The organism is Lysobacter enzymogenes (assembly GCF_023617245.1).
In the GTDB taxonomy this organism is placed as follows: Bacteria; Pseudomonadota; Gammaproteobacteria; order Xanthomonadales; family Xanthomonadaceae; genus Lysobacter; species Lysobacter yananisis.
Genome location: NZ_CP067396.1, coordinates 3,174,600 through 3,186,314, shown reverse-complemented (window position 1 = coordinate 3,186,314; position 11,715 = coordinate 3,174,600). Strand labels below are relative to the sequence as shown.

Genomic DNA, 11,715 nt, shown 5'->3' with positions numbered 1-11,715 from the left:
AGTCGGTTCATTCAGAAATATGGCGCGATTAAAGTGATTTGCATCACAAAACTAAGCGTGACGCATACTCCCACGCAATGCCGCGCAGCCACAAGCATCGCCCGGCGCGAATGCCGAACGGCTTCAGTTAGCGGAGATTTTCTTGACGTTGCCTTCACCACGGACGGTAGACCGCGAGGGCTTCGTCGCCGCCGCGCCGCGCGCGGATTCGCCGCACGTGCTGGTCTGCGGCGGCGCCGGTTACGTCGGCGCGCATGCGGCGTACGCGCTGGCCCGGCGCGGTGTCCGGGTCAGCGTGCTCGACAACCTCAGCACCGGCCATCGCCAGGCGCTGCGCTGGGGCCGCTGGATCGACGCGGACCTGCTCGATCCGGCCAGCCTGGATGCGGCCTTCGCCGAACCGGTCGATGCGGTGATGCATTTCTGCGCGCGTTCGCTGGTCGGCGAGTCGGTCGCCGAGCCCTACGACTACTACCTCAACAACGTCGCCGGCAGCCTCAACCTGCTGCGCGCGATGCGCGCGCACGGCGTCGGCCGGCTGGTGTTTTCGTCTTCGGCGGCGGTGTTCGGTCAGCCGCGCGCGCCGCGCATCGACGAGGACCACCCGACCGCGCCGATCAATCCCTACGGCGCCAGCAAGCTGATGGTCGAACGCATCCTCGCCGACGCCGCGCGCGCCTACGGCCTGCGTTCGGTATCGCTGCGCTACTTCAACGCCGCCGGCGCCGCGTCCGAGGCCGGCATCGGCGAGTCGCACACGCCCGAGACCCACCTGATCCCGAACGTGCTGCGCGCGGCACTGGGGCAGGGCGCGCCGCTGCGGGTGTTCGGCGACGACTACGACACCGCCGACGGCACCTGCGTGCGCGACTACGTGCACGTGCTCGACCTGGCCGACGCGCATGTGCGCGCGCTGGACTGGATGCACGCGAACGCCGGCGCGCACTGCTTCAACCTCGGCAACGGCACCGGCTTCAGCGTGCTGGAAATCGTGCGCGCGGCGCAGCGCGTGACCGGTCGCGAGATCGCGTACGAGGTGGCGCCGCGGCGCGAAGGCGATCCGGCGGTGCTGGTCGCGTCCAGCGCCGCCGCGCGCGAACGCCTGGGCTGGACGCCGCGGCACGGCGCGATCGAGGACATCATCGACAGCGCCTGGCGCTGGCATCGCGCGCCGGCCTACTGAGCCCGGCGCTGCCGCGAGGTGCCTAACGCTTGCCCGGTCCCAGCGGCTCGCCGTCGTCGTCGTAGGCCGGCGGCGAGTACAGATTGAGCGTCTTCAGCGCGGTGCGGCCGGTGTTGCGGATCTCGTGCCGTTCGCCGCGTTCGATCACCAGCAGGCTGCCCGGCGCCAGCCGTTGGCGCCGGCCTTCGACGATGGCCAGGCCGCTGCCGGCGACGACGTACAGCCATTGTTCGGCGCCGCGGTGGCGGTTGTCCGGGCCGCCTTCGCTGGCGCCCGGCGCGAGGGTCATTTGCGCGGCCTGCACGCGCCGCACCCGCAACGCGACGCGGAAGCCCTTGCCGAAACGCAGGCGTTGGTGCTGCATGGCGGTCTCCGTGGCGAAGTCGGTCGCAGCTTGCGCACGATCGCGTTAAGCCCGGCGCCACGGCGCGTGAACGCGTACGCCGCATGCGTTCACGCCGGTGACATGATCGGGCCGGGAACATCGGACGCATGCAGATTCCCGATTCGCGGCGCTCCAATGCGCACCCCACCCAAGCGCGGGATCGCGACGAGCAGGCATCCGACCGGCGCGACGCGCCGCCGGCATCGGCCGGCCGCATCCGCATCGGCTGCGCCGGCTGGTCGCTGCCGGCCGCGCAGCGCGCGCGCTTCGGCGCCGGCGACAGCGTGCTCGCTGCTTACGCCACCGGGCTGGACGCGGTCGAAATCAATTCTTCGTTCTATCGCTCGCACCGCCGCGCGACCTACGAGCGCTGGGCCGCCGGCGTTCCGGCGCGCTTTCGCTTCAGCGTCAAGCTGCCGCGGGCGATCACCCACGAGGCCGGCCTGCGCGGCGCCGGGCCGATGCTCGACGAATTCCTCGCCCAGGCCGGCGGCCTGGGCGACAAGCTCGGCGCGCTGTTGGTGCAATTGCCGCCGAGCCTGCGTTTCGACGCCGCCGTGGCCGCGCGCTTCTTCGCCATGCTGGCCCGGCGCAGCCAGGCGCCGGTGGTGTGCGAGCCGCGCCACCGCAGTTGGTTCCACCCGTGCGCCGACGCGTTGTTGCAGCGTTACGAGGTGCAGCGCGCTGGCGTCGATCCGGCGGCGCCGCTGGCCGCCGCCGCCGAACCCTCGCCGCACGGCCGGGTGCGCTACTGGCGCTGGCACGGTTCGCCGCGTACTTACTACAGCGAGTACGGCGAAGATCGCCTGCGGGTCATGGCCGAGGCGGTGCGCGCATGCGCCGGCGAATCCGGTGCGCAGACCTGGTGCGTGTTCGACAACACCGCCGCCGGCCATGCGGTGGCCGACGCGTTGCGCTTGCGCGAGCTCTGCGCCGGGCTCGCGAACGCAGGCTGAGCGCCGGCGCGCGCTCACTGCGCCAGCGATTCCAGCGCTTGCAGGGTGTCGGCCTGCGCCGCGGGCTTGTCGCGGCGCCAGCGCAGGATGCGTGGAAAGCGCACGGCGACGCCGGACTTGTGCCGGGTCGAGCGATTGACCGCTTCGAAGCCGAGCTCGAACACCTGCACCGGCGCGACCGCGCGCACCGGGCCGAAACGCTCCAGGGTGTGGGCGCGGATCCAGCGGTCCAGTTCCAGGATCTCGGCATCGTCCAGGCCCGAATACGCCTTGGCCACCGGCACCAGCTCGCCCTCGCGCCACAGGCCGAAGGTGTAGTCGGTGTAGAGCGTGCTGCGGCGGCCGTGCCCGGCCTGGGCGTAGATCAGCACCGCGTCGATGCTGAGCGGATCGATCTTCCACTTCCACCAGTCGCCGCGGCGGCGGCCGATCCGGTAAGGCGAATCGCGGCGCTTGAGCATCAGTCCTTCCACGCCGCGCCCACGCGAGGTCTCGCGTTGCGCCGCGGCCTGCGGCCAGTCGTCCACCGCCAGTTGCGGCGACAACGCCAGCACCGATGGCGCGCCGGGCTGCGCCGCGAGCAGCTCGGCGAGCGCGGCGCGGCGTTGCCGCAGCGGGCGTTCGCGCCAGTCCTCGCCGTCGAGTTCGAGCAGGTCGTAAACCTGCATGCGCGCGGGCGCTTGCGCCAGGCTCTTGGGCCCGGGCTTGCGCCGCTGGATGCGCGTCTGCAACGCGGCGAACGGCAGCGGCGCCGGCTCGTCGGCGCGCCAGGCCAGCAGTTCGCCGTCGAGCACGCAATCGCGCGGCAGTTGCCGCGCCGCCGCTTCGATTTCGGGAAAGCGTCCGTCCAGGCGTTCCTCGCCGCGCGACCACAGCGCGACCGCGCCGCACCGACGGATCAGCTGCAGGCGGATCCCGTCCCATTTCCATTCCAGCAGCCACTCGCCGGCCGCGCCCAGCGTGTGCGGCGGATGCTCCAGCGGCGAGGCGAGGAAGAACGGATAAGGTTGCTCGCGGTCGCTGGCCTGCGCCTGCGCGGACAGCAGGCGCTCGACGAACTCCGGCGAAGGCGTCCACGCGCCGAGCATGCGCTGGGCGATCAAGGCGATGTCCACGCCCGACCACGCGGCCAGCGCCTGCTGCACCGCGCGTTGCGACACGCCTACGCGCAGCGCGCCGGTCAACAGTTTGTCGAACACGAAGCGCTGCGCCGGCGGCAGCCCGCGCCAGCCGGCCAGCACCGCCTCGCGGCGCAGTTCCGGCGCGCCCTTGGCGACCGGCGCCAGGTGCTGTTCGATCCATTCGTGCAGCGGCCGCTCCGGCGCCGGCGCCGCGGGCTCGGGCAGCAGCAGGTTCAAGGTCTCGGCGAGGTCGCCGACTTCGTCGTAGCACTCGCCGACCAGCCAATCCGGCAGACCCGATTCCTGCGCGACCCATTCGCGCAGTTCGCGCTGGTTGGCGATGCCGGCGAGCTTGCCGCCCGACAGCAGCCACAGCGCCCAGGCCAGGTCGCGCGGCGGCGCGGCCTGGAAATAGGCGATCAGCGCGGCGCGCTTGTCCGAGGTCGCGGTGGAGCGGTCGAGTTCGCGGTACAGCGCGGCGAAGGCCTTCATGCGTCGCTGTCCGGCGATGGCGACGAAGGCATCGCCGGTGCCGACGCCGGCAGCGAGTGCCCGTCCATCCCGCGTTCGCGCAACACCCGGACCAGCGCCTCGCTGCGGCCGTGGGTGGCCAGCACGCGATCGGCGCCGCTGTCGTCGATGCTGGCCAGCAGCGCGGGCCAGTCGGCGTGGTCGGAGATGACGAAGCCGCGGTCGACGTTGCGTCGGCGGCGGTTGCCGCGCACGCGCATCCAGCCCGAGGCCAGCGCGGTCTGGACCCGACGGAAGCGCCGCATCCACGCCGATCCCAGCGCGGACGGCGGCGCCAGCACCAGCTCGCCGGCGTGCGCGTCGCGGCCGCCGTCCTCGAGCGGGCGGGTCTCGACCATCGCCACGCCGGCCTCGCGGTAGGCCCGCACCCCGGCCTCGATCGCGCCGTGCGCGTACACCGGCCGCTCGCCGAACGCGCGCAGCTCAGCGAGCAGGCGTTGCGCCTTGCCCAGCGCATAGCAGAACAGTACCGCCGCCTCGCCGCGTTCGCCGCAGCGCTGCCGCCAGCGTTCGATCCGCGCCACCTCCACGGCCGTGTCCGGCCAACGGTAGATCGGCAGGGCGAAGGTGGCTTCGGTGACGAAGACATCGCAGCGCACCGGCTGGAACGGCGCGCAGGTCGGATCGGGCTGGCGCTTGTAGTCGCCCGATACCACCCATACCCGGCCGCCGGCCTCGATCCGCACCTGGGCCGAGCCGAGCACGTGCCCGGCCGGATGCAGCGATACGCGCGCCGCGCCGAGATCGAAGGGTTCGCCATAGTCGTGGGCGATGTAGCGGCGCTCGCCCAGGCGCCAGCGCAGCACCGGCAGGCCGGCGAGGCTGGTGTGGTATTCGCCCATGTCGGCGCGGGCATGGTCGCCGTGGCCGTGGGTGATCAGCGCGCGCGCGACCGGCTGCAGCGGATCGATGTAGAAGTCGCCCGCCGCGCAGTACAGCCCTTGCGGGCGCAGGCTCAGAACATCGTCGGGGCGCAGTGCGCTGGACATGCCGGCGACGCTAGCGCAGGCGGTGTTGCCCGGGCGTACACGCGCAGCCGCGATGCGGATCGCGGACCGACGCGCGCGCCGCGCCGGACCGGCCATGCGTCGGCTGCGGTGACGACGCGAACGGTGGGCGAACGCGGCGTTGCGGCGCGCTCGAGCGATGCGTTTACCGAGACCGCGACGAACGCGCCAATGCGCGGTTCCGTTCGATTTCTCGCCGCCAAGCTGACTGGTTCAGCTTGTCTTCGCGCTTCGCTGGCCGACGCGCCCGCGCGGTGGTCAGATACGGGCCCCGCCGACCAGGGAACGATGCACCGCTGCATGAAGGTCTTCGCCCGGATCACCCAGTACAACCCGGTCCTGCTCGTGTGCGACTCCGGTGCGTTGAACCTGCCGCCGTTGAGCGGCAAGTTGCCGATCCAGGCCAACGACGCCTGCATCGCGATCCGCAACGCCACCGCCAACGGCTTGCCGGTGCGCCTGCTGGTCAGCGACGAGTTCGTGGCCCGTCCGGGCGAATTGGTGTGCACGCGGCGGTTGGTCACGCCCAATCGCGCCGTGGTCGTCACCTCGGTGCTGCTGGAGACGTTCGCGGCGGTGGTGACGCGACGGACGCAATCGCTGGTGCGGGTCTACGCCAACGATCCGCTGGTGCCGGACCGGATCGTGGTCATCGTCGGCGAACACATGCAGCCGTGAGGCGAGGCGCCGGGCCGCGCTATCTTCCATCGCGCTTCTATCGCAGCCGCCGACGGCCCTGGGCGACGCGACTGATCTTGCCGAGCAACCAGCCCGCGGCCACGGCCAGGGCGAAGGCATGCGCGGGTTTGCGCCGGACCCACGCCGCGATGCCGCCGGCGAGGCCGATGTCCGCGGCAGGCCGCCGCTCGCCGATGCGTTCGAGCGCGCCGTCGTCGGCGACGGCGCGGCCCATCCCGCGTTCGGACTCTGGTCCGAACGCGGGCGGGACGTCGAAGGGGAACCGGCCGGGTGGGTTCGCCATGGCGGCTCAGTTCTTCTTCAACATCCGTTCGCGCGACTGTTCCGCGCGCGATGCGCCGATCGCGGTCTCGACGTGCTTGATCTCTTCCGGCGGCGGCAGCACCGCCTTGAAGCCAAGGCTGGCGATCCACAGTTCGCGACCCCAGCCCTGGGTGTGGTAGAGGTGGTGATCCTCTTCTTTCTCGACCTGTTCGTAGGCTTCCATCAGCGTCGCCGCTTCCTTGCCGCTGGTGTTCTTGGCGACATGGCCGATCAGTTCCCAGTTCTGGTGGTCCTTGGTCTCGGCCAGCACCACGCACTCGGCCGCGACCAGTTCGGCGGCCTGCGGATCGCCGGCCTTGAGCGCCATCTGCATGGCCTTCACCAGCGACGCGCCGATGTGGGCGACGACCTCGCGGCCGGGCGAGGCCGCTTGCGGGTCCAGGCCCAGTTCGGCGAACACGCCGACCAGAATTTCGTGGTGACGGCGGGTTTCCTGCAGATACCCCTGCCATTCCTCGCGCAGGCCTTCGTTGACCGCGCACTCCAGCGCGGTTTCGTAGATCCGGATGCCGCCTTTCTCGGTTTCCAGCGCCTGGTACAGCAGTTCGTGCAACTGGGCGCGGTCGTGGCGCTTGCTGGCCATCGTGTCCTCCATCGTCGATTGCTGGCGTGCGGGCAACGTAGAACGCTTCGAATTCAGCGCGAGTGAACGCCGGCGTGAACATCGCGCTAACGCCGACCGGCGGATCGTCCTCGCGACCCTTGTTACGGAGCGCGCAGTGCGATGCAAGCAGCGATGCGAGGTGAACCGTCCTTCTGGCGACGCAACGGCCTGAGCCTGGTGCTGGCCGCGATCTTCGTCGTATTCCTGCTCGGCCAGGTACTGACCGGCCAGGCCGCGTGGAACGAGGAAATCGCGCGAGAAGGCCGCGCGCCGTTGACGCTGTGGGCCTATCTCGACAGCGGCCACTTCATCTCGGCCACGTTCGAGAACTGGGAAAGCGAATTCCTGCAGATGGGCATGTACGTGCTGTTGACGGTGTGGCTGCGCCAGATGGGCTCGGCCGAATCGCGACCGTTCGAGCCGCGACCGTTCGAGCCGCGCCCGTTCGAGCCGCGACCCGAAGACATCGAACCCGGCCCGGCGCCGTGGCCGGTGCGCCGCGGCGGGCTGTGGCGGCGGCTGTACGCGCACTCGCTGACGGCCGCGTTCTTGCTGCTGTTCCTGGGCTCGTTCGCGCTGCACGGCTACGGCAGCTGGCGCCACCACAACGACGAGCGCCGGCTGCAGGGGCGTGCGCCGGTCGAACTGAGCGAGCACCTGCGCAGTTCCGATTTCTGGTTCGAATCGTTCCAGAACTGGCAGAGCGAATTCCTCGCGGTGCTGTCGATCGTGGTGCTGTCGATCTTCCTGCGCGAAGACAAGTCGCCCGAATCCAAGCCGGTGCGCGCGCCGCACCGGCAGACCGGGGCCTAGCGCGACGGAGCGGGCACGACGCCTGGGCGATCTTCGCGTTCGCGTGGCGGCGATGACGTTGCGAACGGACGATTCAGGTCGAGCCGCTGGGCCGCTCGCAAGCATCGTTCAGTTGTCGGAACGAGAGTTGCCGATCTGGAACTGATCGTTCGCCCGGCCGCGCATTGACCTCGACTTAAATTGAGGTCCTAACGTTCCCACACCCGCCGCCCGCCGCGGACCCGCACCGGATCGGCCCGCGACGGCAGCGCGAACCCCTTCCCCCGGAGCGACGTCATGAGCATTGCATTCCCGAACGTGGACCACGAACCGGTCTTCGAGCAGGCCTGGAACGACCCGCGCAACACCCGTTTCGAGATTCCCCCGATCGACGTGAACCGAGTGCTGTCCGAGCGTTACCGGCTCGAACGTCCGCTGCGGCTGACCCGCTCGCAGTTGTGGGAGATGGAAGCGCGCAAGGCGCGCCGGCCCGATCGCTACATTCCCTACGTGGTCGAGCCCGGCAGCGCGGCGGTGTGGGCCGACCAGGGCGAGCGCGAGCGGGTCGAGCGCTTCGTGCGCAAGTCGCGGCAGCGGCTGTGGCTGCAACCCGATCGCTACGAGCTGATCCTGGAACAGACCCGGGCCGATCACGCGCAGCAGAAAGTGACCTTCATCGGCGCCGCCGAGTACCCGGGCCCCGACGGCGCGCCGCTGCGCGCCGGCACGAGCCAGCCGGTCTTCCACGTCGTGCACGGCGTCGGCGGCGAGGAAGCCCAGCCGTTGAACCTGTGGTCGGTGGTGTTCCTGACCGGGCAGCAGGACAGCCGCCTGCTCGAACCGTTCGTGCGCATGGCCCACGAGGGTTGGCTGCCGGGCTATGTCGAGATCTACATCCGCGACGATCTCAAGGTCGGCCTGTCGCGGCGCGAGTGACGCGGCGCGCCGCGTGACGATGCCGATGCGCCGGCGCGTTCAATAGGTCAGGTCGAGTCTGGCCCACAGCGAGCGCCCGGGTTCGTCGATGCGCACCGGGTCGGCCGGATAGCCGAAATCGGCGCTGCCGGCGAGGTTGAGGTGCTCGCTGTAGCGGCGGTCGAACAGATTGTCGATGCCGGCGCTGAAGCGGACCTTGTCGTTGAAGCGGTAGCCGCCGTTGAGCGAGAACACCGCGAAGCCGCGGCTGCGGCCGATGTCCTGGCCGACCACGTTGCCCTGGCCGACCGCGACCCGGTCCTGTTTCGCCGACGCGCGCAGCAGCGCGCCGGCGTTCCAGCGGCGGTCGTCGTAGCCCAGCGACAGCTTGGCTTCCAGCGGCGGCATCTGCGGCAGCGGACGGCCGTCGCTGCGGTTCTCGCCCCAGGCGTAGGCCAGGCTCGCGCCGAGTTTCCAATGCTCGGCCGGGCGCCAGTCGGCGCCGGCTTCGGCGCCGCGGATGCGCGCGTCCACGTTGGCGGCGCGGCTGGTCGGGCCCATCATGCCGCCGGGCAAATAGGTAAACAGGATGTAGTCGCCGATCCGGCCGACATAGGCCGAAACCCAGGCGTCGACGCGCTGGCCCTTGTACTGAAAACCGACGTCCAACTGCGTGGTCTGCTCCGGCGCGATCCCGGCGAAGGCATTCGCGGCGCCGGCCGGCCCCAGGTTCGGCGAGAACAGCTCCCAGTAGTCGGGCATGCGCTCGACGTGGCCGAGGCCGGCGTACCAGCCCGCGCGCGTGCCGGCCAGGTCGCGTTCGTAGCGCACGAAACCGCTGGGCAGGGTTTCGCGCCGGGTGTCGCCGAAGGTCGGGTTGGGCATGGCCATCATCCCGGCGCCGGCGCGCTGGTCTTCGACCCGGGCGCGGTCCACGCGCGCGCCATAGACCCAGCGGCTGCGCGCATCCGCGCGCCAGGCGGCCTCAGCGAACAGCCCCAGGGTCGAGAAGCGCGCATCGGCGCTCCACGGCGCCGCGCGATAGGCGCCGCGGCCCATGCCGCTGCGTTCGCGGTGGCGGCTGCGTTGGCCGTCGAGGCCGGCGGTGAGTTCGAGCGAGGTCCAGCGCCAACTCGCCGCGGCGCGGCCGCCGGCGGTGAGCCGGTCCACGTTCGCGGCCACCGGCATCGGCATCGCGCTCATCGGATTGGGATCGCGCAGGCTGTAGTTGTCCATCACGTGATCGGCGTAGTTGTAGTACGCGTTGGCTTCGACCGCGTCGAGCGCGCCGCCGAGGTTCTTGCGTTCGAAACGCAGGCTGTAGCTCTCGCGTTCGAACCGGGCGCCGTCCATGCCGCGGCCGGCGTAGCGCGCCTCGCCGTCGCCGCGGCCGGCGGCGAGTTCGAGCGTGGTGTCGGCATCGGGCGTCCAGCCCGCGGTGGCGTCGGCGTTCCACTTCTTCCAGGACGAAGGCACGCGCTGGCCGTCGCCGTTGTCGTAGTCCTCGGCCTGCGAGCGGTTCGCGGTCACCCGGCCGTAGCCGCCCGGCGCGCCGGCGGCGAGGTCCAGGCGCTGGTCGTTGCGGCCGAACGAACCGCCGAGCAGGCTGCCGCTGGCGCGCACGCCGGGGCGCTCGAACGGCTCGGTGCGGCGCACGAAGCGCACGGTGCCGGCCGAGGCGCCGGGGCCCCACAGCACGGTTTGCGGGCCCTTGACCACGATCAGCCGGTCGTAGGTTTCCGGCGACACATACGACAAGGGGTTGTCCATCCGCGCCGGACAGGCGCCGGGCATGCTGCCGTCGTTGGCGAGCAGGTTCAGGCGCGAGCCGAACATGCCGCGCAGCACCGGATCGCCGTTGCTGCCGCCGTTGCGGATCGCGTTGAAGCCGGGAATGGTCTTGAGATAGTCGGCGCCGTCGCTGGCCGGCACCGGTTGCCGCGGCAGCCGCGGATCGAGTTCGAAGGTCAGCGGCGACACCGGCGCGGCGGTCACCACCACGGCGTCGAGGGTCGCGGCGGAGTCGTCTTTCGCCGCGGCCGTCTCGGCGGCCAGCGCGGCGGGCGCGGCCAGGGTCTGGACGATGGCGCAACTCAGCGCCAGGGTTCGCAAGGTCATCTCAATGGTCGCAGTCAACGGACGCGGCGAAGCGGCCGGCGGTGACGCCGGAGCGGGTGCGCATCGGGAAGGAAGGCGCCGCGAACCGGTCGCGGCGCGGGCGATGCATAGAGTAGGGCAGGCGCGCGCCGCGCCGGGCCGCGGACGCTGCGGCAGAACGCCGCACGGGCGGTGTTTTGCTTAAGCCGTCGCGTTGCAGTAGCCGTCGCGTTACCGCGGCGGCCGCGCGAACTCGCCGGCGAACAGCCATTCGCCCGGGCAAGGATCGGGATCGGCGGCTTCGTCGGGATCGGCGATGCGTTCCAGGCGCACCGAGGCGGCGGCCAGCGTCGCGGCCAATGCGTCGCGCGTGCGCGCCCAGCGGAACGGTTCGCCGGCGCGCTTGAGCCAGCGCCGCACCCACGGACGCTGGCGCGCGAATCCCGGCGCGCCGGCGGCGGCCGGCGCCATCGCGGTCGCGATCAGGCCCGCGCCGGGCAGCGTCCGCGCGAGGCCGCGCAGCAGCCGCTGCAGTTCCGGCGGTTCCAGGTACATCAGCACGCCTTCGGCGATGACCAGGGTCGGCTGCCGCGGATCGAACCGCGGGATGCCGGGCAGCAAGGCCTCGATAGCGACGACGCTCAAGTCGGCCGCGATCAGGCTCAGGCGCGGCTCGCGCACGCCGAGCCGGTACAGGGCTTCGCGCTTGATCGCGACCGTGGATTCGCGCTCGATCTCGAACGCGCGCAACCCGGGGATGCGCTCGAGCAGGAACAGCGACAATCCGTCGAAGCCCGCGCCGATCACCAGCAGTTGTTGCGCGCCGTCGCCGCAGGCCTGCAGCGCCCAGCGCCGGATGCGGCGCTTGCGCCAGGCGTAATGCGCGCCGATCCCGGGCAGGTACAGCGTTTCCAGCGCCGCCAGCAAGACCCGGCCGAGGGCGTGGTCGACGGCGCACAGCAGCCGCGCTCCGGGCCGGCCGCAGCCTTGAAGGCAGGCGCGGGCGAGCGCCGCGTTGCGCGCCACCGCCGGGTCCGCATCGCTGCGCGCCTGGCGCACCGTCGCGGCCGCGAGCAGCATCGAGGTCGATACGCGGTCCAT

Annotated in this window: 12 protein-coding genes; 5 read left to right on the top strand and 7 right to left on the bottom strand. The window is 71.3% G+C overall.

The genetic code is table 11. The features are described from left to right. Positions 1–217: 217 nt before the first annotated feature. Entirely contained in the window at positions 218–1,183 is a 966-nt protein-coding gene (gene galE / locus JHW41_RS13115; RefSeq protein ID WP_250450995.1) for a UDP-glucose 4-epimerase GalE, read from the top strand. Between the two features lie 22 nt (positions 1,184–1,205). Here the strand turns inward: galE and JHW41_RS13110 are convergent, their stop codons facing one another. Next, positions 1,206–1,547 (bottom strand): cupin domain-containing protein, encoded by a 342-nt coding sequence (locus tag JHW41_RS13110; RefSeq protein ID WP_057947560.1) that lies wholly within the window; start codon positions 1,545–1,547, stop codon positions 1,206–1,208. 236 nt (positions 1,548–1,783) lie between these two features. Between JHW41_RS13110 and JHW41_RS13105 the strand changes: the two genes are divergently transcribed. Beyond that, entirely contained in the window at positions 1,784–2,524 is a 741-nt protein-coding gene (locus tag JHW41_RS13105) for a DUF72 domain-containing protein (protein ID WP_250450986.1), read from the top strand. Between the two features lie 14 nt (positions 2,525–2,538). Here JHW41_RS13105 and JHW41_RS13100 read toward each other — a convergent pair whose 3' ends face one another. After that, a complete protein-coding gene (locus JHW41_RS13100; protein WP_250442493.1) occupies positions 2,539–4,137 on the bottom strand; it encodes an ATP-dependent DNA ligase in 1,599 nt (532 codons plus the stop codon). Further along, complete coding sequence (locus tag JHW41_RS13095) at positions 4,134–5,165, bottom strand: ligase-associated DNA damage response exonuclease (protein ID WP_250442490.1); 1,032 nt, start codon at positions 5,163–5,165, stop codon at positions 4,134–4,136. Before JHW41_RS13095 ends, JHW41_RS13100 begins: the two co-directional genes overlap by 4 nt. Positions 5,166–5,483: 318 nt before the next feature. Between JHW41_RS13095 and JHW41_RS13090 the strand changes: the two genes are divergently transcribed. Then, complete coding sequence (locus JHW41_RS13090) at positions 5,484–5,861, top strand: hypothetical protein (RefSeq protein ID WP_057947562.1); 378 nt, start codon at positions 5,484–5,486, stop codon at positions 5,859–5,861. Between the two features lie 37 nt (positions 5,862–5,898). Here JHW41_RS13090 and JHW41_RS13085 read toward each other — a convergent pair whose 3' ends face one another. Then, a complete protein-coding gene (locus tag JHW41_RS13085; protein WP_139381747.1) occupies positions 5,899–6,165 on the bottom strand; it encodes a hypothetical protein in 267 nt (88 codons plus the stop codon). 6 nt (positions 6,166–6,171) lie between these two features. Beyond that, positions 6,172–6,789 carry a hypothetical protein gene (locus JHW41_RS13080; protein WP_250442488.1) on the bottom strand — a complete coding sequence of 206 codons (618 nt, stop codon included), beginning with the start codon at positions 6,787–6,789 and terminating at the stop codon, positions 6,172–6,174. Positions 6,790–6,942: 153 nt separating this feature from the next. Here JHW41_RS13080 and JHW41_RS13075 point away from each other — a divergent pair, with 153 nt between their 5' ends. Together JHW41_RS13075 and JHW41_RS13070 are read left to right on the top strand one after the other, a co-directional pair. Next, positions 6,943–7,623, top strand: a complete 681-nt coding sequence (locus JHW41_RS13075) for a DUF6766 family protein (protein WP_250442486.1) — start codon at positions 6,943–6,945, stop codon at positions 7,621–7,623. A gap of 276 nt (positions 7,624–7,899) precedes the next feature. After that, entirely contained in the window at positions 7,900–8,538 is a 639-nt protein-coding gene (locus JHW41_RS13070; protein WP_250442485.1) for an SRPBCC family protein, read from the top strand. 39 nt (positions 8,539–8,577) lie between these two features. Here JHW41_RS13070 and JHW41_RS13065 read toward each other — a convergent pair whose 3' ends face one another. Then, positions 8,578–10,635: a TonB-dependent copper receptor gene (locus tag JHW41_RS13065; RefSeq protein ID WP_250442483.1), complete on the bottom strand. Its 2,058-nt coding sequence runs from the start codon at positions 10,633–10,635 to the stop codon at positions 8,578–8,580. A 210-nt stretch (positions 10,636–10,845) separates the two neighbouring features. Next, positions 10,846–11,715 (bottom strand): class I SAM-dependent methyltransferase, encoded by an 870-nt coding sequence (locus JHW41_RS13060; protein ID WP_250442481.1) that lies wholly within the window; start codon positions 11,713–11,715, stop codon positions 10,846–10,848.